27 protein-coding genes are annotated in these 26,267 nt (G+C 34.1%); 7 read left to right on the forward strand and 20 right to left on the reverse strand.

Translation table 11 applies throughout. The features are described from left to right. Positions 1-607: 607 nt before the first annotated feature. A complete protein-coding gene (locus FA046_RS00005; RefSeq protein WP_136824285.1) occupies positions 608-967 on the reverse strand; it encodes a CoA-binding protein in 360 nt (119 codons plus the stop codon). Positions 968-990: 23 nt separating this feature from the next. Further along, positions 991-2,559: an NAD(P)/FAD-dependent oxidoreductase gene (locus FA046_RS00010; RefSeq protein WP_136824287.1), complete on the reverse strand. Its 1,569-nt coding sequence runs from the start codon at positions 2,557-2,559 to the stop codon at positions 991-993. Positions 2,560-2,648: 89 nt separating this feature from the next. On the opposite strand from FA046_RS00010, the gene FA046_RS00015 reads away from it, so the two are divergent. The 4 genes from FA046_RS00015 (at position 2,649) to FA046_RS00030 (ending at position 5,301) form a co-directional block, all read left to right on the forward strand. Then, positions 2,649-3,227 carry a LemA family protein gene (locus tag FA046_RS00015; RefSeq protein WP_136824289.1) on the forward strand — a complete coding sequence of 193 codons (579 nt, stop codon included), beginning with the start codon at positions 2,649-2,651 and terminating at the stop codon, positions 3,225-3,227. A 198-nt stretch (positions 3,228-3,425) separates the two neighbouring features. Further along, positions 3,426-3,854 (forward strand): TPM domain-containing protein, encoded by a 429-nt coding sequence (locus FA046_RS00020; RefSeq protein WP_136824291.1) that lies wholly within the window; start codon positions 3,426-3,428, stop codon positions 3,852-3,854. 18 nt (positions 3,855-3,872) lie between these two features. After that, a complete protein-coding gene (locus tag FA046_RS00025; protein ID WP_136824293.1) occupies positions 3,873-4,643 on the forward strand; it encodes a TPM domain-containing protein in 771 nt (256 codons plus the stop codon). A 106-nt stretch (positions 4,644-4,749) separates the two neighbouring features. Continuing rightward, positions 4,750-5,301 (forward strand): NUDIX hydrolase, encoded by a 552-nt coding sequence (locus FA046_RS00030; protein WP_205943579.1) that lies wholly within the window; start codon positions 4,750-4,752, stop codon positions 5,299-5,301. A gap of 699 nt (positions 5,302-6,000) precedes the next feature. On the opposite strand, the gene dnaA is transcribed toward FA046_RS00030, so the two are convergent. From dnaA to FA046_RS00055, 5 genes are all read right to left on the reverse strand, one after another. After that, positions 6,001-7,428, reverse strand: coding sequence for a chromosomal replication initiator protein DnaA (gene dnaA / locus FA046_RS00035; RefSeq protein WP_136824295.1), 1,428 nt, complete (start codon positions 7,426-7,428; stop codon positions 6,001-6,003). Between the two features lie 97 nt (positions 7,429-7,525). Continuing rightward, on the reverse strand, positions 7,526-8,476 hold the full coding sequence (locus FA046_RS00040) for a bifunctional metallophosphatase/5'-nucleotidase (RefSeq protein WP_136824297.1): 951 nt from the start codon (positions 8,474-8,476) through the stop codon (positions 7,526-7,528). After that, a complete protein-coding gene (locus FA046_RS00045) occupies positions 8,454-9,197 on the reverse strand; it encodes a 5'-nucleotidase C-terminal domain-containing protein (RefSeq protein WP_225870846.1) in 744 nt (247 codons plus the stop codon). The genes FA046_RS00040 and FA046_RS00045 overlap by 23 nt, the downstream gene beginning before the upstream one ends. Before the next feature lie 197 nt (positions 9,198-9,394). Further along, the gene (locus tag FA046_RS00050; protein WP_136824298.1) at positions 9,395-10,942 is read right to left on the reverse strand and encodes an acyl-CoA mutase large subunit family protein; all 1,548 of its coding nucleotides are present in this window, start codon (positions 10,940-10,942) and stop codon (positions 9,395-9,397) included. A gap of 8 nt (positions 10,943-10,950) precedes the next feature. Further along, complete coding sequence (locus tag FA046_RS00055; protein ID WP_136824300.1) at positions 10,951-11,478, reverse strand: DUF7935 family protein; 528 nt, start codon at positions 11,476-11,478, stop codon at positions 10,951-10,953. Between the two features lie 89 nt (positions 11,479-11,567). Here FA046_RS00055 and FA046_RS00060 point away from each other — a divergent pair, with 89 nt between their 5' ends. Both FA046_RS00060 and FA046_RS00065 read left to right on the forward strand, forming a co-directional pair. Continuing rightward, entirely contained in the window at positions 11,568-11,918 is a 351-nt protein-coding gene (locus FA046_RS00060) for a HesB/IscA family protein (RefSeq protein ID WP_136824302.1), read from the forward strand. Between the two features lie 469 nt (positions 11,919-12,387). After that, a complete protein-coding gene (locus FA046_RS00065; RefSeq protein ID WP_136824304.1) occupies positions 12,388-13,620 on the forward strand; it encodes an ABC transporter permease in 1,233 nt (410 codons plus the stop codon). 159 nt (positions 13,621-13,779) lie between these two features. Here FA046_RS00065 and FA046_RS00070 read toward each other — a convergent pair whose 3' ends face one another. From FA046_RS00070 to FA046_RS00090, 5 genes are all read right to left on the reverse strand, one after another. Beyond that, positions 13,780-14,520, reverse strand: a complete 741-nt coding sequence (locus tag FA046_RS00070) for a tyrosine-protein phosphatase (RefSeq protein WP_136824306.1) — start codon at positions 14,518-14,520, stop codon at positions 13,780-13,782. Next, positions 14,520-15,572, reverse strand: coding sequence for a dTDP-glucose 4,6-dehydratase (gene rfbB, locus FA046_RS00075; protein WP_136824308.1), 1,053 nt, complete (start codon positions 15,570-15,572; stop codon positions 14,520-14,522). Before rfbB ends, FA046_RS00070 begins: the two co-directional genes overlap by 1 nt. 80 nt (positions 15,573-15,652) lie before the next feature. Continuing rightward, on the reverse strand, positions 15,653-16,681 hold the full coding sequence (gene galE, locus FA046_RS00080) for a UDP-glucose 4-epimerase GalE (RefSeq protein ID WP_136824310.1): 1,029 nt from the start codon (positions 16,679-16,681) through the stop codon (positions 15,653-15,655). Positions 16,682-16,684: 3 nt separating this feature from the next. Further along, positions 16,685-17,674, reverse strand: coding sequence for a UDP-glucuronic acid decarboxylase family protein (locus FA046_RS00085; RefSeq protein WP_136824312.1), 990 nt, complete (start codon positions 17,672-17,674; stop codon positions 16,685-16,687). A 12-nt stretch (positions 17,675-17,686) separates the two neighbouring features. After that, entirely contained in the window at positions 17,687-19,000 is a 1,314-nt protein-coding gene (locus FA046_RS00090; protein ID WP_136824314.1) for a UDP-glucose dehydrogenase family protein, read from the reverse strand. Positions 19,001-19,068: 68 nt separating this feature from the next. Here FA046_RS00090 and FA046_RS00095 point away from each other — a divergent pair, with 68 nt between their 5' ends. Continuing rightward, complete coding sequence (locus tag FA046_RS00095) at positions 19,069-20,304, forward strand: 3-deoxy-D-manno-octulosonic acid transferase (RefSeq protein WP_136824316.1); 1,236 nt, start codon at positions 19,069-19,071, stop codon at positions 20,302-20,304. Here the strand turns inward: FA046_RS00095 and FA046_RS00100 are convergent. The 8 genes from FA046_RS00100 to FA046_RS00135 all read right to left on the reverse strand — a co-directional run bounded on the left by FA046_RS00100 (position 20,301) and on the right by FA046_RS00135 (position 26,250). Continuing rightward, a complete protein-coding gene (locus FA046_RS00100; protein ID WP_136824318.1) occupies positions 20,301-20,750 on the reverse strand; it encodes an RES family NAD+ phosphorylase in 450 nt (149 codons plus the stop codon). The two genes, FA046_RS00095 and FA046_RS00100, sit on opposite strands and share 4 nt — an antisense overlap. 3 nt (positions 20,751-20,753) lie before the next feature. After that, complete coding sequence (gene parS / locus FA046_RS00105) at positions 20,754-21,209, reverse strand: type II RES/Xre toxin-antitoxin system antitoxin (RefSeq protein WP_136824320.1); 456 nt, start codon at positions 21,207-21,209, stop codon at positions 20,754-20,756. An 86-nt stretch (positions 21,210-21,295) separates the two neighbouring features. Continuing rightward, positions 21,296-22,312 carry a ferrochelatase gene (gene hemH / locus FA046_RS00110; protein WP_136824322.1) on the reverse strand — a complete coding sequence of 339 codons (1,017 nt, stop codon included), beginning with the start codon at positions 22,310-22,312 and terminating at the stop codon, positions 21,296-21,298. A 1-nt stretch (position 22,313) separates the two neighbouring features. Next, entirely contained in the window at positions 22,314-22,997 is a 684-nt protein-coding gene (locus tag FA046_RS00115; protein WP_225870847.1) for a fatty acid desaturase, read from the reverse strand. Between the two features lie 9 nt (positions 22,998-23,006). After that, positions 23,007-23,855, reverse strand: a complete 849-nt coding sequence (locus FA046_RS00120; RefSeq protein WP_136824324.1) for a 4-hydroxy-3-methylbut-2-enyl diphosphate reductase — start codon at positions 23,853-23,855, stop codon at positions 23,007-23,009. Positions 23,856-23,891: 36 nt separating this feature from the next. Continuing rightward, positions 23,892-24,533 (reverse strand): carotenoid biosynthesis protein, encoded by a 642-nt coding sequence (locus FA046_RS00125; RefSeq protein ID WP_136824326.1) that lies wholly within the window; start codon positions 24,531-24,533, stop codon positions 23,892-23,894. Further along, positions 24,530-25,627, reverse strand: a complete 1,098-nt coding sequence (locus FA046_RS00130) for a glycosyltransferase (RefSeq protein WP_225870848.1) — start codon at positions 25,625-25,627, stop codon at positions 24,530-24,532. Before FA046_RS00130 ends, FA046_RS00125 begins: the two co-directional genes overlap by 4 nt. Next, a complete protein-coding gene (locus FA046_RS00135; RefSeq protein ID WP_136824328.1) occupies positions 25,627-26,250 on the reverse strand; it encodes a lysophospholipid acyltransferase family protein in 624 nt (207 codons plus the stop codon). The genes FA046_RS00130 and FA046_RS00135 overlap by 1 nt, the downstream gene beginning before the upstream one ends. Positions 26,251-26,267: the final 17 nt, after the last annotated feature.

The raw sequence follows: 26,267 nt of genomic DNA on the forward strand, positions 1-26,267 counted from the left end.
TTTATTCCTCTTAGAATCGCTCCTTAAGGTTTTCCTTCCCGTTTGACCGGGGTGCAAAGATGTAACTTATTTTTGTTACTTCCTAATCTTTTTTTGCTTTTTATTTCAAGTCGAAAATTATCTTTTTTCCTATCCTTATTAAGCTTCTCTCTCTTTTCAATCCCCCGCCTTCCTTGCGATTGCGGAGTGCAAAGGTGTAACTTTTTTATTTATCTCGCAACTATTATTATCTCCTTTTTATTACTCCTTACATAACTCCCTGTCAATCTGATTGAAAAAGTTTACTTTTCCTGATTTTTGTGCTAAAAAGTACATAGAAACTGATGGTTAATGTGTGATTTATGCAATCGCTCTAATTATTGATAACTATTGATTTACTGTTTTATTATTGTTCTACTTTATAAGAAAGCTAATTTTTACACCTAATTGGCTATATAATTTAGTATTACGTTATATAGGGGAGACATTAATAGTAGTACAGGCCTTGAAGATTAAACTGGATAGCAGTGAAAAACCCGCATACCGCTTTTGGGCGGGAGAGGATTTGTAACGAATAGCCAGACTGTACTTATATATGTACTGTATTTGCTTTCTAAAAAATCTTCTCTCAATATTGATTGGTCGATAATAAAACTAAAGTACAAGCTTCTTGAACTTCAATTCCATTTTGTACTGCAAGGGATTCAAGCTCGGCATTTTCTGTACCTGGATTGAATATGATTCTTTTGGGATTGGTTTGTAAAATGTAATTGTAGTATTCTTTTTGATTTTGAGGGCCGAGATATAATGTAATTGTATCTATATGCTTATATATATGTATAGGCTTTTCTATAGGTTGACCTGCGACCTCTCCGGATTTTATGCCTACATTTATAATTTGATGACCATAAGTTACTAAACGGTTTGCTGCCAAATAGGCATATCTTGTTGGATTTGTGGTTGCGCCTAAGATTAATGTCTTTTTCATTCTGTTAATTTTTGAATTGAAACTTATACGATTAGTTTGTAAACAGCATTTGCACAGGACTGACCATCTATGGCAGCCGATATGATGCCTCCGGCGTAGCCTGCCCCTTCTGCACATGGAAATAGCCCTTTTACTTGTGGATGTTGCAATGTTTCTTTATCACGAGGGATTCTGATTGGGGATGAAGTCCTAGATTCTACACCAACCAAAACAGCTTCGTTTGTGTAATAACCATTATTACCAAATCTTGAAGGCATTTTCTTCCCAAAATTAGGTAAAGCGAGTTGCAATCTTTTTGAAATGAAAGGAGGTAATACCTCATAAAGGTTTGTTGAGGTTAAGCCTGGTAAGTAAGAATTCTCAGGCAAATCAAATGATATCTTTTGATTTACAAAATCGACCATTCTTTGTGCCGGAGCTTTTAATGCTCCTCCACCTGCTAGATAAGCTTTCTTTTCTATCTCGGCCTGAAAGTTTAATAATGCAAATGGATCAGCATTATAATTACCTGAAACATCATTTAAATTGACTTGGACCACTGTACCCGAATTAGCATAAGGATTATTCCTCTTAGAAGGACTCCATCCGTTAACAACAATTTCTTCTTGATTTGTTGAACATGGCGCAATTATCCCGCCTGGACACATACAAAATGAAAAAACGCCACGATCTTGAACTTGTTCTACCAAGCTATAATATGATGGTGGTAAATTTGGATGTCGAGTTGGACAATGGTATTGGGCTTGGTCTATAATATATTGTGGGTGTTCTATTCTTACGCCCAAAGCAAATGGCTTGGCTTCTAATAAAATATTTTTTTTATTTAAAAGCTCATAAATATCTCGGGCAGAATGACCAGTTGCTAAAATTAATGCTGATGCTTCTAAAACGCCGCTGTTTGTTACTATTGATTGAAATTTTTGATCGTTGATATTTATATCAATAAGTTTGGTATTGAAATGAACTTCGCCACCGGCATTTAAAATAGTTTCTCTTATTGAGGTAATAATTTGAGGTAATTTATTGGTGCCAATATGAGGGCGGGCATCAACTAAAATATCTTGAGTTGCTCCATGATCAACAAATATTTGAAGCATTTTATTGACATCGCCTCTTTTATCTGACCGAGTATAAAGCTTTCCATCAGAGTAAGTTCCTGCACCGCCTTCGCCAAAGCAATAATTAGATTCGGTATTAAGTATCCCTTCTTTATTTATAGCCGCTAAATCTCTTCTTCTTTCCTTTACTGCTTTACCACGTTCTATAATAATCGGCTTTAAGCCTAATTCTATTAATCTTAATGCAGCAAATAACCCAGCTGGACCAGCTCCCACTATTATTACTGGCTTTGCTTTGCTAACATCAGGATATTTTATGCTGTGAATTTCTATCAATGGATTTTCTCCTATATATAGGACTGCCTTTAAACGATAAACCGGGTTTTTCCCTCTGGCGTCAATAGATCTTTTTCTGATGATGAAATGATTTAGTTGAACTGACGTTATTTTTTCTGCTAAAAGAATTGTGGTTCTGATCTTTTCCAGATCTGTAATATCATCAGGACTGATGACAATTTCTATTTCTTTGACCATGCTAATTTGTCGGGTATTTATCCCAAATTGTAACAAAGGTATGAAAATTGAACTCTAAGTCTTATATTCAAAAAAAATAGAAAATGAAAATGAAAAAATTATTATTTGGCATGATTGCCTTTTTTGCGGTAGCTTCTTTAAGCTCATGTGGATACAATAGTTCAATCAAATTAGATGAAAAAGTAAAAGCCCAGTGGGGAGAAGTAGAAAATCAATATCAAAGAAGAGCAGATTTGATTGATAATTTAGTTGCAACTGTAAAAGGTGCTGCAAATTTTGAAAAAGAAACTTTAACTCAGGTTATTGAAGCCAGAGCAAAAGCAACATCCATACAGGTTGACCCTAATAAACTTACGCCAGAAACTCTTCAAAAATTTCAGTCTTCACAAGGTGAGTTAAGTCAGGCTTTAGGTAGATTAATGATTGTTTCTGAAAGATACCCTGAATTAAAGGCCAACCAAAACTTTTTAGAATTACAAGCGCAAATAGAAGGAACTGAAAACAGAATTGCTGTTGCCAGAAGAGATTTTAACATGGCAGTGCAAGAATATAACACCAATATTAGAACTTTCCCTAATAATTTATTTGCTGGAATGTTTGGATTTGCTCAAAAAGGAAGCTTTGCTGCTGAAGCTGGAGCTAACAAGGCGCCTAAGGTAGAATTCTAAGCATTGATTTTCAGTGGATTATTTTTGACACGGATTACACAGATTAAGAGGATTTCACAGATTGATTTAGATTGAGGTTTGAATGCTGATTTTTTGGATTTGACAGGGATTTCACGAATAGCCTTAATGTGTTTATAATAAAATGGTTAATAAATTCCTTGAGCTTTAAATAGTTCAAGGAATTAACATTAATAAAATATGAGTTTATTAAGCGATAAAGAACAAGAAAAGATTAAGCATTCTATTGAATGGGCAGAAAAAGCTACTTCTGGTGAGGTGCGGGTTTGCATAGAAAAAAAATGCAGTAAAGATGCTTACGAAAGAGCTATTGAATGTTTTTTTGATTTAAAAATGCAAGAAACCAAGCAAAGAAACGGAGTGCTTGTTTATGTGGCTTTAGAAGATCATAAGTTTGCTATTATTGGAGACAGCGGAATTAATGAAGTAATACCTGATGGATTTTGGGATACCACTAAAAATTTGATGTTAGAAAAGTTTAAACACCAAGAAGTTGCTGAAGGAATTAGTTTAGGAATTATTGAAGCTGGAAAACAGCTTAAAAAATATTTCCCTTATAACAGCGATGACATCAATGAATTACCAGATGATATCACTTTTTTACACTGATGCTAGCTAAATAAATACATGAAGAATACTTTTTTAATTATAGTAATAAGCCTTTTTAGTTTTTTTGGCTATTCCCAAAACTTTCCAGCAAAACCCAATCAATTAGTAAACGATTATACCAAAACTTTAAGTGCCGATCAAGTTGCTAGTTTAGAACAAAAATTGGTTGCTTTTAGCGACTCTACTTCTATACAGGTTGCTGTTGTAATGATCCAATCTTTAGATGGATATGATATTAATGATTACGGATACCAATTAGGTAGAGCTTGGGGAATTGGCGGCAAAGAAAAAAACACAGGCGTTTTAGTGCTTGCTTCTATTGGTGATAGAAAAGTAACCATTCAAACTGGTTACGGAATGGAAGGCGTTTTACCGGATGCCATTACCAAAAGAATTATAGAAAACGAAATTAAGCCAAATTTTAAAGCCGGTGATTATTACGCCGGAATGGATGCCGCAACTAATGCCATTATTAGTTACACAAAAGGCGAATATAAAAACGACAGTCCGCGAAAAAGTGGCAAAAAAGGTTTCCCAGCAGGTTTAATTGTTTTAATTGTTGTTGGTGTTTTATTATTGATTAGCCGAGGTGGTAAAGGTGGCGGTGGTAGAAGTGTGATTGGTAGCCGAGGCGGTGCTGATATTGTTTGGTGGTCTTTACTATCCGGACTGGGCGGAAGAGGATCTGGCGGTGGCGGAGGTTTTGGAGGCGGCTCATCTGGTGGTGGAGGTTTTGGCGGCTTTGGCGGCGGAAGCTTTGGCGGTGGCGGATCTAGCGGAAGTTGGTAACCCCTAAATCCCCTGAAAGGGGACTTGCATTATTACCTATATAAATTAAAGAATTTTATTAAAAAATCCTGCTTCTAATTGAGGTAGGATTTTTTACTTTTAAGGCATGAGCATTTTAAAATGGAGAACCGTTTCTTCTGAATACCTTGTTAAAAAACCTTGGGCTACCTTACGTGTAGACGAATGTGAATTACCTGATGGCCGCTTAGCCAAAGAATATTATGTTTTAGAATACCCAAATTGGGTAAACGTGGTAGCCATCACCAAGGATGAAAAAGTGATTATGGTAAAACAGTATCGCCATAGCGGAGGTTTTGTTTCTATTGAAATTCCGGGTGGCGTAATTGATGGGGACGAATACCCAATTGATGCCGCTAAAAGAGAATTACTAGAAGAAACCGGTTATTTGTTTGAAGATTTTGAACTGGTTTCTACCATTTACCCCAATCCTGCCACTTCAAATAATGTTACTTATTGCTATTTGGCAAAAGGTGGCATTAAAGTTCAAGAGCAAAATTTAGATGAACATGAAGATATTGATGTAGAGTTTTATTCTATTGAAGAGGTAAAACACATGCTGCTAAAAAACGAAATTCCGCAAGCTTTACATGTAACGGGTTTGCTTTATGCTTTTTTAAAAATGGGAGTTTTGAGGTAAGCTAAAAGAGTCTGAAGACCGCGGACCGCAGTTTGGGTGGAAAGCTTAGAGTGGGTAAAAGCTTAGCGTTAAATATTTGTAAAGCAAGTTTCTGTTTTCATAGCTTCCGATAGTCTGGTTTTACGCTGTATTTTTTTGGGCTCTAACCCTTTCGACTCCGCTCAGGATGACCAAAAAAGATGCCGCTTCAACCCAGTTTATTTTACGTGGGCTTTTGCAAAGAATTTAAAGCTCTACTGAAAGACATGTAGGGATAATCCTCGGATTATCCGTTTGTGAAAAGATGATGATAAAGGACAACCCGAGGGTTATCCCTACGTATCTCAAAAAAATTGTAGGTCTTAAGATTGAATTAAATATGAAAGAGGTTGAGATACCCTCTTAACTACAGACAAAAATGTAGGGATAATCCTCGGATTATCCGTTTGTGAAAAGGTTAATTTATGATTATACAGGATAACCCGAGGGTTATCCCTACGTATTCCAAAAATAAATTAACGAACATGTTTAGTTGGGAAATAGCAGCACAAGCCCAAGTAAAATAAACGGGATGGCAGCAAATACCGTAGCGCAGCGGAGTATTGCGAACAGCCCGACTGGCTTTGCCGAAGAACTACTACAGTACCTTTTCAAAAAATCATCACACAAAAAAATCCCGTTAAGTTAGACCTAACGGGATTTTTGCTCAGAAAATTTATGTTAGCTCATTTTAAGCTTTTTCTGAATATCGTGAACGTAAGCCTTAAACTTTTTGTCGGTGTCAATTAAATCTTCTACGGTTTGGCAAGCGTAAATAACGGTGGAGTGATCTCTGCCGCCAAAGAAAGCGCCAATTGATTTAAGAGACGTTTTAGTATGGCTTTTTGCCAAGTACATAGAAATTTGACGAGCTTGAACAATTTCTCTTTTACGAGTTTTAGATTTTACCATTTCTACTGGCACTTCAAAATACTCGCAAACTAATTTCTGGATGTATTCCATAGAAATCTCTTTGCTTGTGTTTTTGATAAAGTTCTTTAACATTTGCTTAGCTAACGCTAAATCTATCTCTTTCTTATTTAAAGTAGATTGTGCCAATAAAGAAACCATTGCACCTTCTAACTCTCTTACGTTATTATCAATATTGTTGGCAACGTATTCTATTACATCATTTGGTAATTCTATACCGTCTTGATACATTTTCTTTTTCAAAATTGCCATTCTGGTTTCAATATCCGGAACAGAAAGATCAGCAGAAAGTCCCCATTTAAATCTAGACAACAATCTTTCTTCTAAACCGGCCAAATCTTTTGGTGGTTTATCTGAAGTGATGATTAATTGCTTACCTGATTGGTGCAGGTGATTAAAAATATGGAAGAAAATATCTTGAGTTTTGTCTTTTCCGGCAAAGTTGTGTACATCATCCATAATGATGATATCCATGGCTTGGTAGAAATTCACAAAATCATTAATGGTATTGTTTTTTAAAGAATCTACAAACTGTTGGCAAAACTTTTCGCAAGAAACATAGATGACCAATTTATCTGGCATGTTTCTTTTTACTTCGTTTCCAATGGCTTGTGCCAAGTGGGTTTTACCTAAACCAACACCTCCGTAAATCATCAATGGATTAAAAGAAGTTCCACCTGGTTTTGCGGCAACGGCATAACCTGCAGAGCGAGCTAAACGGTTACAATCTCCTTCAATGAAGTTTTCGAAAGTGTAATTTGGATTGAGCTGTGGATCTACTTGTAATTTTTTAAGACCTGGTATTACAAACGGATTTTTGATGTCCTTATTGAGTGCAACTGGCATTGGGATAGACTGTGTCTTTCCTTCGGCACCGTTACCGCTTGATGGTAAATTTGTAGTGTAAGGCTTTTGAGAGGAAGATTTTTCTACAACAATATTGTATTCTAACCTTGCCGAATCTCCTAATTGTTTCTTGATGGTTTTTCTTAAAAGACCGACGTAATGTTCTTCAAGCCACTCATAAAAGAATAAACTTGGCACTTGTATGGTTAAAATGCTTTCCTCAAGCCTTAGTGGAATAATAGGTTCAAACCAAGTTTTAAAACTTTGGGTTGGTATATTATCCTTTATGATTTGAAGACAGTTCTCCCAAACATTGTTGCAAGTTTTTTCCATATAATTTTCTAATCTGTTGTATTCTAATGCGATGGAAGATGTCTAGGGGCGACTACTTCCGAGCATCGAAGATTCAAAAAAAAAACGGTTAAAAAAACTAAAATTTGAAATTATTTTCAATCACCTCTATTGAAGAGTTATAGGTTATTTTTTTACTGCTATTTCTTGAAAAAGCAAAGTCGATGCGGCCTAAATTTAATCCCGCAAAACCTACCTGATTGACTAAAGTTTCCCTTCCTGCCTTATTTTTTACAATTTCTGGTGAATTTAAGAAGGTATGTGTATGCCCGCCAATAATTAAATCTGTATGATAAGTGCTTTGCGCCAGAACCAAATCAGAAACTTTATCCTCTTTGTATTTGAAGCCTAAATGCGAAAGACAAATTACTAAATCACACTTCTGATCTAGCTTTAAAAATTTCTCCATTTCTAAAGCTTTTTTAATAGGATCGAGATATTTTGTGTTGCCATATTGTTGAGGATTTACTAAACCTGTTAACTCTATTCCTAAACCATAAACTCCAATTTTGAGTCCCTCCTTTTTAAAAATTTGGTACGATTTAGATTTCCCTTCCATAGCAGTATCGGTAAAATCATAATTGGCATTTAAAATTGGAAACTTTGCATGTGGCAATTGCTTTACAAAACCTTCTACTCCGTTATCAAAATCATGATTTCCCATAATTGAGGCATCATAACCCATCATACTCATCATCTTAATTTCTAATTCGCCGCCATAGAAGTTAAAATATGGTGTTCCTTGAAAAATATCTCCAGCATCTAAAAGCAAAACATTTCTTTCTTCGGCTCTTATTTTACTAATTAAGGCCGCTCTTGATGCTATGCCGCCTTTACCAGCATTTCTAGATCCATCCATCGGGAAAGGATCAATTCTGCTGTGCACATCATTGGTATGCAAAATGGTAAGGTTAACAAAATCATCTTTTGCAAAAACACTATCGGCTTTAAAGCCTAAACCTAATAATGCGGCACCGGTAAGGGTGTTTCTTAAGAAGTTTCTTCTACTATTTGATTTTAATTCTTCCATCGTTCACAGGGTTTAAGGTTTTTCCAGCTTTTTTTAATTTCTCTAAGTATTGAAGAATGGCATCTCGCAATTTAAAATCTAAATTTTCTCGCTCAATTAATCGGGTAAAAATGGCGCCACCGTCTCCTCCGTTCGCCATATAATCTGATGTAAGTACGGTATATGTTTTACTAGCATCAAAGGGAATTCCGTTTATAGTAATATCAATAGCTTTTTTATTGCTGATGGTAAATCTTGCTCCCGAAATTGGATCTCCTCCACCTTCGGCGATATAATCAAAGAAACGTTGAATGTCTTCTCCTTTAAATTTTACAGTTACCAAAGCATTCTCAAAAGGCATTAATTCAAAAATTTTATACCTGTAGATTTCTCCTTTTGGCAAGGGAATTCTTAAACCGCCGTAATTGGTGTAAGCAAAATCAAAAGCTATTCCTTTGTCTTTGGCGCTATCATACATGGCATCGGCAAAGAAATTATTTAAAGGCCCTTCTGGCTGTGCTTTTTGAATTTCCATTTCAGAAATGGCCACTACATCATTCATTAAAGAATCTAATTTGATTCTGTAAGGCTTGTAGAAGGCTAACATTGCCGAATCTTTTGGCAAGTTTTCTGTAATTGGAATGAGTTTTTTCTCGGTTTTTACGAGTTGTAGTTTGGGGCTACAAGCACCTAAAGCAACTAGGCCTAAAAAGGCTAAATTGCGTAAACTATTTTTTATCATATTGTTTGAATGAATTCCACTTATTATAACGTTATTTTTTTTTCACGAATGAACACGAATCTTAAATATCAGCTTAATCGCTTTTAAATACAAACGCAATTGAAACTAATACTCTGCAAAACGCTTTTTACTGTAACTCTATTTTTTTGCCACGAATACACGAATTAACACGAATGCTTATTTGGCTTTGAACATTTTTAATATTCTCCAAAAACACTTCTAAGTGTATCGGCAATTTCTCCTAAAGTTGCGTATTCTTCAACAGCTGCTAAAATAAAAGGCATTAAGTTTTCATTACCTTTTGCGGCTTCTTTAAGCTGGGCTAACTTTAAACTTACTGCATCGTTATTTCTCTCGGCTTTAAGCTGATTAATTTTATCTATTTGAGTTTGTCTGATGCTATCATCTACTCTAAATACATCAGGATTTACTTTTTCTTCTGATTGATATTTATTTACACCCACAATAATTTGTCGGCCCGCTTCAATATCCATTTGATATTGATAAGCAGCATCGGCAATTTCTTGCTGAATATATCCTTGCTCAATTGCATTTACAGAGCCTCCCATCAAATCTATTTTATCAATGTATTGGTATGCTGCGGCTTCCATTTCGTCTGTTAAAGACTCTACAAAAAATGAACCTGCCAAAGGATCTACCGTTTGGGTCACACCGCTTTCAAAAGCAATGAGTTGTTGCGTTCTTAAAGCAATTGATGCCGCTTCTTCTGTTGGTAAAGAAAGTGCTTCGTCAAAACCATTGGTGTGCAAAGATTGCGTTCCGCCTAGTACAGCAGCCATTGCCTGGTTGGTTACTCTTACAATATTATTAATAGGCTGCTGAGCTGTTAAAGTAGAACCACCTGTTTGCGTATGAAACCTTAATTGTTGTGCTCTTTCATCTGTTGCACCCAAATCTTTAGTGATGTTTGCCCACATTCTTCGGGCTGCTCTAAACTTGGCAATCTCTTCAAAGAAATTGTTATGGCAGTTGAAGAAAAAAGATAATCGCTTTGCAAAAACATTAATATCTAAGCCTTTCTCTAAAGCGGCTTTTAAATAAGTTTTTCCGTTGGCTAGTGTAAAAGCTAATTCTTGTACCGCTGTTGAGCCGGCTTCTCTAATATGATAACCAGAAATAGAAATGGTATTCCATTTTGGAACTTCTTTACTACAATATTCAAAAACATCGGTAATTAACCGCATGGATGGTTTTGGAGGGTAAATATAGGTTCCTCTTGCTGCGTATTCTTTTAAAATATCATTTTGGATAGTTCCTGAAATCTTTTTTAAATCTGCTCCTTGCTTTTTTGCTAACGCAATGTACATGGCCAAAAGCGTTGATGCGGTGGCGTTAATAGTCATAGAAGTTGTGATTTTTTCTAATTCTATTCCGCTAAAAAGCATTTCCATGTCTTTTAAAGAATCTATGGCCACACCTACTTTTCCTACTTCCCCTTCAGACATGGCATGAGTACTATCATAGCCAATTTGTGTAGGTAAATCAAAAGCTACTGATAGCCCGGTTGTACCTTGTTGTAATAAATAATGGTAACGTTTGTTAGATTCTTGGGCAGTTGAAAAACCTGCGTACTGGCGCATTGTCCACAATCTCCCTCTATACATGTCCTTTTGAATTCCACGAGTGAACGGAAATTCGGCAGGCAACTCTTGCATAGGATTACAAGTGCTGTAAACTTCTTTAATTTCTATACCCGATGAGGTGAATACTTTTTGTGTTGACATGTATAATTTTATAATTCCTGAATATCTCTTTTTAGGACCAACAACGCTAAATCGAAAGGGTTTTCTTCTACCTCACTCAATCGGTTAAAAATAACTTTACTCAAATCAACCGCCGAAGCTTCGGGATGTAAATTGGCAATAGATTGATTTACTAAATTAATGGTATCTTCTTTTACTCTTTTAATGATGTTCCAAGCATCATTACTGATGTACAATTGCTGAGAAATATTGTGCTGATATTCGGCTCTTATTTCTGTTAAAATCAGATTTTGCATTTCTCTTGCATCCATACCAGATACATGCAGCCTTACCAATAAATTAGCAGGGTTAATACGTTCTACAAAAAGGGTCATCCTTTCATAAGCCTGTAATTTTAATGGCAATATATCTTTTACCACTATGGTTTTATATTCTAACTCTTTAAGGTTGTAATAAGTATCAAACTGATTCTTTATTAAAAAGTAAGCGGCAAAGAAAACGAACAAACCTGATAGTGTGTATTTTAAAACATCAAAAAAGAAAATACTAATGTCCATGTTGCTATTGTAAGTTATTGGTAAAAAAGGTGAATAAAAAACAAAAATCTACATTTTGCCTTATATTTGTGTAATTAATTTATTGATTTATGAGCACAGCAGTAGAAACAGCAGCACCCGTAAGTTTAACCGAAGGTGCAAAAAAAGAAGTTAAAAAATTAATGTCGCAGCAAGAACTGGGAAGTGAGTTTGGTTTACGTTTAGGTGTAGAAGGAGGTGGTTGCTCTGGAATGAGTTATGTTTTAGGTTTTGACCAGATCAAAGAAGGCGACAGCGAGTATGAAATTGAGGGCATTCGTGTTTTTATGAACAAAGCACATGGATTATATTTGGTGGGAATGCAAGTAGATTACCAACAAGGTTTAAACGCTAGAGGTTTTATTTTTAATAACCCTAATGCCGAAAAAACTTGTGGTTGCGGAACCAGTTTTTCAGTTTAATTCTTTTTAGTTTTTTATTAATATAAATGCCAGCTTTGAGAGAAGGCTGGCATTTTTTATTTATAAGCTTATTTCCAGAAATATTCTACGTAACCCTTGCTCCCACATAAAGAAAATCAATACCATTTATTTAATTAATGTTTTGGGCGTTCCCCTGAAAAAGGGTCGGGCTTTTTCGCTAAATCTTTTGGCAAAAAGGCCAAAAGGATGCCGCTTCAATCCCTTACGCAGAACTTATATGAGTTTGTAACTCATTTAGTTTTGGATTAATTGCAATGACCAAAATTAAATAAACCCAATTGAAGCGGAAGCTCCCCGCTCTTTTTGCTGGGACTACAACGGAAAGTGGATAAGCGAAACCTAAGAACACAGGAATTTGCTTTTCAAATTATTTTCATCTGTAACAATGCTTATGAATGTGCTGTCTAAACACTAATAATTTGTATTTTTAGCTAAAGCTGTTAAATAAATGGATAACATAGAAAATGTAAAAGTTGCGCTTCAATCTATTAAAAGTAATAAGTTGAGGACTTTTTTAACAGCCCTAATTATTGCTATTGGCTTGATGGCTTTGGTGGGGATTTTAACTTCTATTGATGCCATTAAAGGATCGTTAAACAACACTTTTGCGAGTATGGGCGCCAATTCTTTTACCATTAGAAACCGGGGTACCGGAATTAGAATTGGTGGAAATGGCAGCAGACCTAAGCGCTGGCCTGTAATTACTTACCGTGAGGCGATGGATTTTAAAGAACGTTTTACGGTTCCTTCCACCATTTCTGTAAATACTTTTGCCTCATTTGCAGCAACTGTAAAATTTAAAAATGAAAAAACTAACCCAAATATTTCTGTTTTAGGTGCTGATGCTGGTTATGTTTTTACCGGAGGATATAAAATTACTGAGGGCAGGAATTTCTCGGCTAGTGAAGAGGAGTTTGGGGCAAGCGTAGTTATTATTGGCGATGAACTTAAACAGAAGTTTTTTAAAAATGAAAGTGCTTTAGATAAAACGATTACCATTGGAAGTAATAAATTTAGAGTAATTGGGGTGTTTGCTCCCAAAGGATCGAGTGTTGGTTTTGGAGGTGATAAAGTATGCGTGATTCCGGTTTTTAAAGGCCGACAAATTATGACGAATCCGAACCCAACTTATACCATTTCTGTAATGGTGAATGACCCTACAAAAATGGATTATGCTGTAGGTGAGGCAACTGCCTTGATGAGAAATATCAGAACATTAAGCATTCAGCAAGAAAGTAACTTTGAAACTACAAAAAGTGATGCCATTGCCGAAACACTAATTAGCAATTTAAAATTTGTACAAATTGCGGGTATTGCTATTGGTTTAATTACTTTAATTGGAGCTGCCATTGCGTTAATGAATATCATGATGGTTTCTGTAACGGAAAGAACCAGAGAAATTGGCATCAGAAAAGCGATTGGCGCCAACCCAACTTTAATTAGAAAACAGTTTTTATATGAGGCCATTGTAATTTGCTTAATTGGCGGTGGTTTTGGAATATTTTTAGGCATTGTAATGGGTAATTTATTAGCCATTGCTATGGGCGCTTCATTCTTAATTCCGTGGGGTTGGATATTGCTAGGCTTGTTGGCTTGTGTAACTACAGGTTTAGCTTCGGGAATTATACCGGCTTCTAAAGCTTCAAAATTAGACCCTGTTGAAGCTTTGAGGTATGAGTAGAAGCCTCATCCTAAGTCCTTCTCCAAAGGAGAAGGACTTTGACTTGCGTATTTTTTTTTTCAAACTGGCAACTTATAAACTGACACATCAGAGCTGATCAAAACTGGTAAAGAAAATACTCATTTCATGACTGGCAACTGATAACTGGTAACCGAGAAACTACTTCAACATTTCGTTTTGCAAACTCGATTCTTCTAACAAAATTTTGGTGTGGGGTAAAAATAAAGATTGGTGCAAAGCATCAGCATGTTTGGGGTGATGCATATCTGAGCCTATAAAATCAACCATCATATTATCTACCAATTCTTCTGCTACTTTTTGTGTTTGTTTACCGTAGTAGCCACTTAAAGAAATAGTGTTGAGTTGAAAAAAGCATCCATACTCTCTTATTTTGTAGAAATTTTCTATTGAACCGTATAAATAGGGATAGCGTTCTGGGTGGGCTAAAATTGGTTTGTATCCTTTATCATTTAGTTTTTGAATAACTTCTTTAAGATTATTAGGAAAGTTGATGTACGAAAGCTCAAAAAGCAAATAGTTATTCCCCATGGTAAGGAGATTTCCTTTTTCGATTTTACTTTCAAAAGTTTCATCAAAATAATATTCGGCGGCAGCTTCAATAGGAATTTCAATTCCCTGCTTTTGCAACTCTAGCTGTAATTCTCCTAATGCTTTGTTAATAGTTTCTGGCGTATTGCGGTAATAATCTGCCATGATATGAGGTGTGGCAATTAATTTATTAAACCCTAAATCAATTAATCTTTTCACCAACATTACAGATTCTCTAACCGTTGGTGCGCCATCATCAATACCGGGAAGGATATGCGAGTGCATATCTATCCCAATACTTTTAAAATCAAATTCTGGTTTTTTACTCTTCTTTTTGAATAGATTAAACATTACCTGTTTTGATATTGCTCTTCATAATAATGCTGATAATTACCAGAAGTTACATTATTTAGCCATTTTTCGTTTTCTAAATACCAATCAACTGTTTTTTCTAAGCCTTCTTCAAATTGCAAGCTTGGCTCCCAACCTAAATCGGTTTTTAATTTAGTAGCGTCTATGGCGTAACGTAAATCATGTCCGGCTCTATCAGTTACGTAGGTAATTAATTTTTCAGATTCTCCTTCTGCCCTACCTAATTTTTTATCCATTACCTTACATAACGTTCTAATGAGATCAATATTAGTCCATTCATTATGGCCGCCAATATTATAAGTTGTACCGGTTTTAGCTTTATGAAAAATTACATCAATTGCTCTGGCATGATCTTCTACCCAAAGCCAATCTCTAATATTTTCGCCTTTACCATAAATTGGGATGGCTTTATTTTGCTTGATGTTATGGATAGAAAGCGGAATCAATTTTTCGGGAAAGTGATATGATCCATAATTGTTTGAGCAATTAGAAATCACACAGTCCATTCCGTAAGTATCAAAATAAGCTCTAACAAAATGATCTGAACTTGCTTTTGAAGCCGAATATGGCGAGTGAGGATCGTAAGCTGTGGTTTCGGTAAACATTTCTGATCCTTCACCTAAACTTCCGTAAACTTCATCAGTAGAAACATGATAAAAGCGTTTTTTATCATAACTGCCTTTCCAAGAAGTTTTAGCAGCATTCAATAAATTCACAGTCCCAACAACGTTGGTCATCACAAATTCTATAGGATTAGAAATTGATCTGTCTACATGAGATTCTGCTGCCAAATGTATCACTGCTTCAAATTGTTCTGCTTCAAATAAATCATGTATAAAAGCAGCATCAACTATATCTCCTTTTACAAACTTGTAATTAGGTGCTTGCTCAACATCTAATAAATTTTCTAAGTTACCTGCATAAGTCAACTTGTCTAAATTTACAATTTGGTAGTTTGGATAAGTAGATACAAATCTTCTTACCACATGTGACCCTATAAATCCGGCTCCACCGGTGATGAGTATTTTCATTGTTTTGAGTATCGAGTAGAAAGTATCAAGAATCAAGATTGCATATCTCTTGATTCTTGATACTCAAATCTTGTATCTTTCTAAAAAGGATTATTTTTAATGTATTTTTCCCACTCCCAAGCAGATTTCATCATGTCATCTACATTTAACTCGGCTTTCCAACCTAATTCTTCTGTTGATTTGGTTACATCGCCATAAACTTTCTCCACGTCGCCTCCTCTCCTTGGGCCAATGCTATAATTTAGTTTTTCGCCGGTTGATTTTTCAAAAGCATTAATTACTTCTAAAACTGTTGTTCCTTTACCGGTACCAATATTAAAAACTTCAAAATTAGCTTTAGATTTCCCTTGCTCCATTCTTTTGATTGCAGCAACGTGGGCTTTAGCTAAATCTACCACATGAATGTAATCTCTTACACAGCTTCCGTCTGTGGTATCATAATCATCACCAAAAACAGTGATTTTTTCTCTTTTACCTATAGCCGTTTGTGTAATAAATGGTACTAAGTTTTGAGGAACTCCAATTGGTAATTCGCCAATTAAAGCAGTTTCATGTGCGCCAACTGGATTAAAATATCTTAGAGCAACTATGTTATAATTTTTATTTATAGCTGCAGTTTCACTCAAAATCTCTTCGGCAATTTGCTTGGTATTTCCGTAAGGAGATTCTGCTTTTTTGATTGGAGCTTGCTCTGTGACAGGCAAAACATCTGGCTGACCATAAACTGTACAACTTGAAGAAAAAACAAAATTTATAGGCTTCTCTTTGTATGCAAATAATAGATTTATTAGAGAATAAAAGTTGTTTCTATAATATTCTAAGGGTTTTTGTACCGATTCGCCAACAGCTTTAAATGCTGCAAAATGAATAATTCCTGATATATCTGGTTGAGATTGAATGAAAGCCTTAGTTTTAGCTTCATCGCATAAATCAAACTCATAAAATTCTGGTCGGTAATTGATTATTTTTTCAATTTGATCTAGAATTTTTACTGATGAATTAGAAAGATCATCAACAATTACAGGAATATAACCTGCTTTATATAATTCAACAACTGTATGTGAACCTATAAAACCGGTACCACCCGTAACTAAAATTTTGTTTGCCATTATTTATCTATTGTAGTTGGTAAAGTCTTTGTGATCTATTTTTTCTAATGCTTCTTTAGATAAAGTTTTAAAATAATCATAAGTGATTTTTAAACCTTCGGCTCTATTTACTTTAGGCTCCCATTTTAAAATCTCTCTTGCTTTAGTAATTTCCGGACGTCTTTGTTTTGGATCATCCTGAGGAAGTGGCTTGTAAATCACTTTTTGATTAGTGCCCGTTAATTTGATAATTTCTTCTGCAAACTGACTGATAGTGATTTCATCTGGATTACCCACATTTACTGGTGATGAATAATCAGACAATAATAATCTGTAAATTCCTTCTACTAAATCATCTACATAGCAAAAAGAACGAGTTTGAGAACCATCACCAAAAACAGTTAAATCTTCTCCACGTAATGCCTGACCAATAAATGCTGGCAAAACTCTACCATCATTTAATCTCATTCTTGGACCATAAGTATTAAAAATTCTTACAATTCTTGTTTCTACTCCGTGGAAAGTATGATAAGCCATGGTGATGGCTTCTTGGAAACGTTTGGCTTCATCATAAACACCTCTTGGACCAACCGGATTTACATTTCCCCAGTATTCTTCTGGTTGAGGATTAACTGCTGGATCGCCATAAACTTCTGAAGTAGATGCGATGATAATTCTAGCGCTTTTCACTCGGGCTAAACCCAAAAGATTATGAATACCCAATGACCCTACTTTTAAAGTTTGGATGGGAATTTTTAAATAATCTATAGGGCTTGCTGGTGAAGCAAAATGTAATATATAATCTAATTTACCGGGTACATGAACAAATTTAGATACATCATGATGATAAAATTCGAAATTTTCTAGCTTAAAAAGATGTTCTATGTTGGTAAGATCTCCGGTAATCAAGTTGTCCATACCAATTACATGGTATCCTTCTTTAATAAATCTATCACAAAGATGTGAACCTAAAAATCCTGCAGCTCCTGTAATTAATACTCTTTTCTTCATTATTTATTTTCTCTTTTAAGATTCAACTGTAGCTCTACCAATACTGTTGTAATAGTAACCCAAATCAATCATTTTATGTAAATCGTATAGATTTCTACCATCAAAAATCACTTTAGATTTTAGGTTTTTCTCCATCAAATCAAAATCTGGATTTCTGAATAATTGCCATTCTGTAGCAATAATTAATGCGTCAGCATCTTTTAAAGCATCATAAGGATTTTCAACAAAAGATAATACATCACCTTTCATTTTCTTCACATTCTCCATAGCCTCTGGGTCATAAGCAACAACCTCAGCTCCTGCTTTAGTTAACTCATCAATAATATACAAAGCTGGCGCTTCTCTAATATCATCAGTTTCTGGTTTAAATGCTAAACCCCATAAAGCAAATTTCTTTCCAGATAGATCACCATTATAATATTTGATCATCTTCTCTACGATTTTTAATTTTTGGGTTTGATTTACATCCATTACGGCATCCAAAATCTTAAAGCTATAATCATATTCTTTTGATGACATAGCTAAAGCCTGCACATCTTTAGGAAAACAACTTCCGCCGTAACCAATACCTGGGAATAAAAATCTTTTTCCGATACGGGCATCAGAACCAATTCCTTTTCTTACCATATCAACATCTGCACCCACCAATTCGCAAAGGTTAGCTACTTCATTCATAAAGGTTATTTTTGTTGCTAAAAAAGAATTTGCGGCATATTTGGTTAACTCTGAAGAACGCTCATCCATAAAAATAACAGGATTTCCTGATCTTACATAAGGACCGTATAATTCTTCCATCAATTTCCTTGCTTTTTCACTGCTTGACCCTACCACCACTCTATCTGGCTTCATAAAATCTTCTACGGCAACGCCTTCTCTTAAAAACTCTGGATTAGAAACAACATCCACATCTATAAGCGTGTTTTCTTTAAAAACGGCTTTTACTTTATCAGCAGTACCAACAGGAACTGTAGATTTAGTAACAATCACTTTGTAATCTGTAATAAGATTCGCAATATCTTTTGCGGCACCTAAAACATAGCTTAAATCTGCTTTTCCATCGCCTCCGGGAGGAGTTGGCAAAGCTAAAAATATAATAACAGCATCTTTTATGGCATCAGCAAGGTTTGTTGTAAAATTTAACCTTCCTTGCTCTATATTTCTATGAAATAAAATATCTAAACCTGGTTCATAAATGGGTAAAATCCCACTTTTCATTTTATTAATCTTATCTTCAACAATATCCACACAGATGACATTGTTTCCAGTTTCTGCTAAACATGTGCCGGTTACTAAGCCTACGTAACCAGTTCCTATAACTGCTATCTTCATATTTTTTATTAGTCGATGTTATCTATTTTATTTAAACTTGACGAAGTTAATCATTCAATTTTTTAAATGTGTTTACAATTTACTTCTTTGGAATAAAATTTTATAACTTTTTAGTGTGGATTTTTTCTTTTTTCAACAAAAAAGCTGAAAAATGGATTTCTGGGCGTAAAAATTGGAAAAATAAATTTAATCCCGACCTCACTAAAAAAAGAATTTGGTTTCATTTTGCTTCTTTGGGAGAGTTTGAACAAGGCAAACCATTATTGCAAGCTATTAAAAATCAATTCCCTGAGAAAGAAGTTTTGATTACTTTCTTTTCTCCTTCTGGTTATGAAGTGAGAAAGAATTCTCCTTTAGGGGATATGATTTTGTACCTACCATTAGACACTCCAAAAAATGCGAAAGATTTTATAGAAATATTTAGACCTGAAATGGCCATTTTTAATAAATATGAATACTGGTATTGTTTCTTTAAAGCTTTAAATCATCATCAAATTCCGCTTTACATTACCTCGTCAATATTTAGACCCCATCAAATTTTCTTTAAATGGTATGGAGGCTTTAATAGAAAGATACTAAGCTATGTCACTTATTTTTATGTTCAAAATGAAGAATCAGGAAAATTATTAGAAGGCATTGGATTAAAAAATTATACCCTTAGCGGAGACACCAGATTTGATAGCGTTCTAGATCTAGCAAAAAACAGAAAAGATTTTCCTTTGATCGAGAAATTTAAAGGCTCAAACAAATTATTAATAGCTGGAAGCACTTGGCCTCAGGATGAAGAATTATTGGTTAAATACATTAAAGCATCTCATCACAATTGGAAATTTGTATTTGCACCACATGAAATTTCTGAAGCAAAATTAATAGACCTAGAAAAAATGATAGGAGGAGATTCTATTCGTTATTCGGTACTTAAAGAAAGAGATCCTTTAATCAAAATATCAGAAAAAGTTTTAATTATTAATAATATAGGAATGCTTTCTTCTTTATACCATTATGGTGAAATAGCTTATATAGGGGGTGGATTTGGGTCAGGAATTCACAACACTTTAGAAGCAGCAGCTTGGGGTTTACCTATAATATTTGGCCCTAAATACCATAAATTTCAAGAAGCGAAAGATTTGATAAAAAAAAATGCCGGCTTTAGTATTACTGATTTTGAACAGTTAAGTTCTGTTTTAGAGCAATTAGTTAATGATACAGTTTACTTAACCCAATGTGGAAATAGTGCTAAAAATTATGTAGAGAGAAATACTGGAGCCACAGCAACTATTATGAACTCCATTTTTAATCCCTAAATTTTAATCCGCTCATCAAATACAAAGGGATCAATACTGTTGATACTTATTTTATTAAAATCTTTGTGAGCAGGATTAATGAGGTAATTGTATTCTTGCTGAATAATAGACGAAGGAACTTTTAATACCGCAGATTTTTCTGATTGAATCCATTTATCTCCTAAACTTTGTGTTAAAGGCATTTGATGAAATAATTTCCAATCAAAAGGTAATTCATCTAAATTAAATTCACTTATAGAAACCTCCTTTGGAATTTGAATGGTCAATACTCGAAAAGATTGATTTAAGCCTAATAAATTACGGTGAACCACATTCTCTAAACAAGCTAAAGATTGAGAAGAAGAAGTATAAATCATCTCTACTTCATTAGAATTCCACCTAGATGCTCTTCCTGATGCCCTTAAACTGTCTGCGTATTTTGCGATGGTAATTCTAAAAACAAACATTTTTTAGGCTAAATCACCGTATTCTATTCGAATGAGTTCTTCTTCAATGAGTGAAATACCCGTAATGGTATCCATTAAAGAAAAAGGGATTTGATTACCCAAACCATACGCAGAAGTATTTAACCAAGCATGAAAAGCTTGAGCTGAACCAAAAATTTCCATCCCTTTCTCATATAAAGCAAAAGATTTTAGCAATTTTTCACTTAGAGAAGCATCTAGGGTTAAATCTTGAGTAAAATAATTTTGTATTGTTTTTACAGTTGTTTTAAATGTGTCTTGAAACTCTTGGTAGGAAAAACCTGAAACATTAATAAAATCTAAAGCAGCCTTTGCATTTAAACCAGTTTTAGAGCTTGATAATAGCGCTATTGGATTAGCATACATTTTGTGATATGGCGCAATAATATCTGAAACTATTTGACTAGTAGATTCATTTATTGGATAAGCTTTATTTTTCATAGCTTAAAATTTATCAGATTAATTAATAATCAAATATAGAAAATTTTCTCTTATACAAAGAAAATTTTCTTAAATTAATTTTACGCTTATTTATTTAAAATAATATCTTCTAAAGCGTCTATCCAAGCAGGGTCATCATTTAAGCTCTCTACTAATTGCACTCTTTCTCCTCCAAGCGCCTCAAATTCTTCTGCATATTCTTCAGAAACTTCAATGGTGGTTTCTAAACAATCAGAAACAAAAGCTGGGCAAAAAACTAATAACTTCTTCACACCTTTTGCAGCTAAGTCTTTTAAAACCTCACTGGTATAGGGCTGCACCCAAGGATCGTTTCCTAATCTAGATTGATAGCAAATGGTATATTTATCTTCTGTAAGTTGAAGCTCTTCTGCAATCAATTGTGCTGTGCGGTTACATTGGGCGGTGTAACAAAATTTATTATTTTCTGTAATGGTTTTACAGCAATCTTTCACCTGCAAACAATGAACACCAGAAACATCTACTTTTCTCATTTGTCTTTGTGGCAAACCATGAAAACTAAAAAGAATATGATCCCAACCTTCGTTTAAATATTTTTGTCCGTGAGCTGCAAAAACTTTAATCATCCCAGGATGATCGTAAAAACTATTGATGAAACTAATATCAGGAATAGCCTGCCAAGTTCTTACAATTTCCATCACTCTATCATGAACAGAACCTGTTGATGCTGAAGCATATTGAGGAAACAATGGAACTACTTTAATGCTATCAACTTTAGCCTGTTTTAATCTTTCTAAAGCATCAGGAATTGATGGCGATTGATAACGCATAGCCAGCTCCACATGATAATCATCACCTAATTTTTCTTTAATTAATTGATGTACTCGTTTACCGTAGATTAATAACGGAGAGCCTTCTGGTGTCCATAATTTTTTATAGATTTTAGCTGATTTTGGACCACGAAAAGGAACAATTATTCCTTTTACTAAAATAGTACGGAGAATAGGGTTGATATCTATCACCCTACCATCCATTAAAAATTCATCTAAATATTTTCTTACATCGGCAGTTGAAGGACTGTCTGGTGTGCCTAAGTTTACTATTAAAATACCTTTTTTACCCATTTTATATTTCTAAATTCTTTTCTTTTTGTTGCCAAAGTTTCCACCAAGGAGTAACAGGAGAGTCATGATGCTCATAGTGATAACCAAAAAAATAACAACTAAAGAATGCCCAAATATGATTTTTTGATTGTGATTTTGATTGATGCTTATTCTGGTGTTCGCCTTTATGAGGCAAATAAGTCCCAAAATAAAACAACTGTAATGTGCTTAATAGTGAGGGAATCACCCAAAACATCAGTAAATTTTGTTCGATAATCCAAATCTTTAACACGTTATAAATAATGGCCATTGCAACAATTTGCCACCAAGTAATATATTGCTTGATAAAGCTAAAATACCATATAAAAAAGTTCCCTTGATGATAATCTGGATCTTCTTTAGTATGTACAAATTGATGGTGCTTGTGATGTTTTGTATTCAAATTACCAAATGGAAACAAGGCATATAAAGCGGTGGAAACTTGTCCAATTAATGAATTTAATTTTTGATTATGAGGCGCTACTGTTCCATGCATCGCATCATGAGCTGTGATAAACAACCCTGTATATAGGTGCATTTGAATCAGCGTAAGCAAATAAATTAATGGATTTGAAAAACTAAGATGAGTTGACATAAACAAGACAATGCATCCTAACCATAAAAAAATGATTATAAAAGCCATGTATATGCCTGTAGCTGATTTCAATTTAAAGAATTAATAAGTTTCTAATACTCCTTTTACTTGCTCCATCAACCACATTGGTGTTGAAGTAGCGCCACAAATTCCTATCTTATCTTCTGGATTAAACATTATTTTCTCTAAATCATCTGGCTTACTGATGAAATAGGTGGCTGGATTATTTTTGCGACAAACTTCGTAAAGTACTTTTCCGTTGGAAGATTTTTTACCTGAAACAAATACAATTTTATCAAAATGCTTCACAAAAGCTGGCAAATCTTTATCTCTGTTGGAGACTTGGCGACAAATGGTATCATTTGCTTTCACATCATATCCTCTTTCAATCAATTGATTTTTGATCTCGTAAAATTTATCAGTTGATTTTGTGGTTTGGCTATATAAAGTGAATGAAGAAGGTAAATCTACATTATCTAACTCGGCAATGTCTTGAAAAACCAAAGCCTCATTATTGGTTTGCCCTTGTAAACCTATCACCTCTGCATGCCCATGTTTACCAAAAATAAGCACCTTTTCTTTGGCATCATGCGTTGTCTTAATTCTGTTTTGAAGCTTTAAAACCACAGGACATGAAGCGTCTATCAACATGATGTTGTTTTCTAAAGCTGTTCTATAGGTTTCAGGAGCTTCCCCATGAGCTCTGATTAAGACTTTTTCATTGTGAAGATTTTTTAAATCCTCGTTTTCAATAATTCTTAGTCCTTTAAGTTTTAAGCGTTCTACTTCTTCATCATTATGAACAATATCTCCTAGACAATATAAATAACCATCTTCGGCTAAAATCTCTTCGGCCATATCGATTGCGTAAACAACTCCAAAACAAAAGCCGGAATCCGAATCAATGGTTACTTTGAGATTGTATTTCATGTGTTTATTTTTCATGCAAAAATATGAAAAGTTAAGTCAGACAACGGTAAGATTCAAAATTATAAAAAACAGTGTTTGACTGATTAACAACACACCAGCTACTTTGTTAGTTTTTCTGAAATCAATTTCATAATACGCTCTTAAAAAGAAGAAAGACACAATATACCATGCTACAAAATTTTGTAAAGGTATGATACTGTCTTGCCAGCTCCAGTAATCAAATTTTATGGCTACTGGCTCAATTAAAACATCCATCATCACTAAAATAAAAGCTCCAATTAATGATTTTAGATTACGCTGATGTTTAAAGTATTTTTTTAATACTGCTCCTACACAAAACACGATGATAAACCAATTTACACCAATTAATAATGGCACATCTGCCACTTTGAAACCTAAAGTTTGACCATAAGTATAGTTCCCAAAAATTGCCCCAGTAGCAACTCCAATAATTTCTACGGTAATACCAGCCAAAATAATAGCCACAGTACACATCCAAAAATTCTTATTATATTCTTTTTGATTTGCAATTAAGATTCCCGCCATTAAAAGCAAATGAAATGGCACAAACGATAAAAAGAAATCATGGTAGTTTGGCAATAAAAAACCAATAAGCCCAACCAAATGAAATATGATAATAAATATTTTAGAAAGACCAGATTTGTCTAAATATCTCATGTATGAATAGTTCTGCCTTTCCAAATTAACGACTTATTTAAAGATTTTTTGATGGATAACACCGCAATGATTAATAAGTTTATCATTTGAAAGACGTGAAAAAATAGATTTGTAAGTACATTTTGGCCCGAAAGATAAGAAATCATAATTCGGCTAAAGATAATTAAGGTGACTGCAAAATAGAAAAGCTCAAAATTTAAAAAAATCAATATCATAATGGGACCAAACACAACCATCAATAAATAGATCATCAATCCAATAATGTTTCCGCCAAAGCCCGCTAACAAGTTTTTACTAAACCCATCTAAACCTTCTTTGTATCCTTTATACATTCGGCAATAAATAAAACCATTAGCCAATAAAGCTTCTCCGTTAAGCTTATTTTGCTTTACCTTTTTCATGATCTCCACATCTTCTACCACCATATTTTTAACCAATTGATGCCATTGAAATTTAAGATAATTCACCTTATCAAATAACATAAACTGCCCACTTGCAGCCGAAAATGAGGGCATTTTACTCAGTTTCACCAACCTTAAAGGCAATAAATTAAGTAGTAAATAATGCATTAAAGGTATAATTGCTTTTTCGCCGGCTGTTTCAGTAATTTGATTGGTAAACAAACTGAGTAAAGAAAGCTTACCAATTTGCATTCTGTAAATGGCGTTGTTAATCAATCCATCTTTCACTTGCTCATCAGCATCTAAAAACAATAAATACTTTCCTTTTGCCTGGTTTGCTAATTGATAGCAAGCGTAATTTTTACCCAACCATCCCTTTTTTAAAGGTTGCCCTTTAATTACTTTAAAACGCGTATCACTTTTTGAAAATTCTTCGCAAACAGTAAAAGTATGGTCTTCAGATTGATCATCTAAAACTATCACTTCAATATTTTGATAATCTTGAACTTTTAAAGAATCTAATAAAGTTAAAATATCCTCTGCCTCGTTTCTGGCGGGGATAAGAACAGACACCAAATCATTATAAAATTTAGGAGAACGGGTAAGTTTAGGATTAGATATAAAATTAAATAAGGTGACTGTAAACCTTAAAATCAAAAAAGAAAATATGATGTAAAAAAAATAAATCATCATTATACTTTGGTATCAGTTTGTTGCTTTAAAGAACCTTCATAATGCTTATTGTAAGCACTTTTTATCACCTGTAAACTGGTATATTCTTGTGCTTCCCAATTTTCTAAATAAATAGTTATTGATGGTTTTCTATGGTCAAAATAATCTGTAACCATGGCAGCAAAAATGTATTGAAATTGTTTTTTAGAAGCTGCTACAATTTTACTCAATCCTTTTTCAAAATTAACGGCAGAAACATGAGAAGAGTGCAATTCGCCTTGAGGAAAAATTAAAACTAAATTTTTAGGATCGTCTAATAGCTCTCCTGCATATTCTAATGATTGAATTAAACTCTTGGCATTTCTTTGAATTCCAAATGCACCTAAATATTTTAGGAATTTTACTTTTTGGGCGGTTTCTTCTAAAACCATCACATGAAATTTCTTTTTAAAATAGATTTTATTAAGGTGAAAAATTAAAAAACCGTCCCACCAGCTAAAATGATTTGCCAATAATAAAATCGCTTTATCATCTGAAAAAGGTTCTTCATTAAACTTAAATGAATGAAAATCTTTCCTGATAATTTTAGAAATATACCATGAAAAAAAACTGAAAATGATTTTATTAGATTTTGGTTTAATCATGCTTTTTATTCCAAAGG

Origin of the sequence: Pedobacter cryophilus, from assembly GCF_005116455.1 — a bacterium.
Lineage (GTDB): Bacteria > Bacteroidota > Bacteroidia > Sphingobacteriales > Sphingobacteriaceae > Pseudopedobacter > Pseudopedobacter cryophilum.

Coding starts and splice junctions, on each gene's coding strand:
- FA046_RS00005 (WP_136824285.1), bottom strand. CDS start 967: ATGAAAAAGACATTAATCTTAGGCGCAACCACAAATCCAACAAGATAT.
- FA046_RS00010 (WP_136824287.1), bottom strand. CDS start 2,559: ATGGTCAAAGAAATAGAAATTGTCATCAGTCCTGATGATATTACAGAT.
- FA046_RS00015 (WP_136824289.1), top strand. CDS start 2,649: ATGAAAAAATTATTATTTGGCATGATTGCCTTTTTTGCGGTAGCTTCT.
- FA046_RS00020 (WP_136824291.1), top strand. CDS start 3,426: ATGAGTTTATTAAGCGATAAAGAACAAGAAAAGATTAAGCATTCTATT.
- FA046_RS00025 (WP_136824293.1), top strand. CDS start 3,873: ATGAAGAATACTTTTTTAATTATAGTAATAAGCCTTTTTAGTTTTTTT.
- FA046_RS00030 (WP_205943579.1), top strand. CDS start 4,750: ATGAGCATTTTAAAATGGAGAACCGTTTCTTCTGAATACCTTGTTAAA.
- dnaA (WP_136824295.1), bottom strand. CDS start 7,428: ATGGAAAAAACTTGCAACAATGTTTGGGAGAACTGTCTTCAAATCATA.
- FA046_RS00040 (WP_136824297.1), bottom strand. CDS start 8,476: ATGGAAGAATTAAAATCAAATAGTAGAAGAAACTTCTTAAGAAACACC.
- FA046_RS00045 (WP_225870846.1), bottom strand. CDS start 9,197: ATGATAAAAAATAGTTTACGCAATTTAGCCTTTTTAGGCCTAGTTGCT.
- FA046_RS00050 (WP_136824298.1), bottom strand. CDS start 10,942: ATGTCAACACAAAAAGTATTCACCTCATCGGGTATAGAAATTAAAGAA.
- FA046_RS00055 (WP_136824300.1), bottom strand. CDS start 11,478: ATGGACATTAGTATTTTCTTTTTTGATGTTTTAAAATACACACTATCA.
- FA046_RS00060 (WP_136824302.1), top strand. CDS start 11,568: ATGAGCACAGCAGTAGAAACAGCAGCACCCGTAAGTTTAACCGAAGGT.
- FA046_RS00065 (WP_136824304.1), top strand. CDS start 12,388: ATGGATAACATAGAAAATGTAAAAGTTGCGCTTCAATCTATTAAAAGT.
- FA046_RS00070 (WP_136824306.1), bottom strand. CDS start 14,520: ATGTTTAATCTATTCAAAAAGAAGAGTAAAAAACCAGAATTTGATTTT.
- rfbB (WP_136824308.1), bottom strand. CDS start 15,572: ATGAAAATACTCATCACCGGTGGAGCCGGATTTATAGGGTCACATGTG.
- galE (WP_136824310.1), bottom strand. CDS start 16,681: ATGGCAAACAAAATTTTAGTTACGGGTGGTACCGGTTTTATAGGTTCA.
- FA046_RS00090 (WP_136824314.1), bottom strand. CDS start 19,000: ATGAAGATAGCAGTTATAGGAACTGGTTACGTAGGCTTAGTAACCGGC.
- FA046_RS00100 (WP_136824318.1), bottom strand. CDS start 20,750: ATGTTTGTTTTTAGAATTACCATCGCAAAATACGCAGACAGTTTAAGG.
- parS (WP_136824320.1), bottom strand. CDS start 21,209: ATGAAAAATAAAGCTTATCCAATAAATGAATCTACTAGTCAAATAGTT.
- hemH (WP_136824322.1), bottom strand. CDS start 22,312: ATGGGTAAAAAAGGTATTTTAATAGTAAACTTAGGCACACCAGACAGT.
- FA046_RS00120 (WP_136824324.1), bottom strand. CDS start 23,855: ATGAAATACAATCTCAAAGTAACCATTGATTCGGATTCCGGCTTTTGT.
- FA046_RS00125 (WP_136824326.1), bottom strand. CDS start 24,533: ATGAGATATTTAGACAAATCTGGTCTTTCTAAAATATTTATTATCATA.
- FA046_RS00130 (WP_225870848.1), bottom strand. CDS start 25,627: ATGATGATTTATTTTTTTTACATCATATTTTCTTTTTTGATTTTAAGG.
- FA046_RS00135 (WP_136824328.1), bottom strand. CDS start 26,250: ATGATTAAACCAAAATCTAATAAAATCATTTTCAGTTTTTTTTCATGG.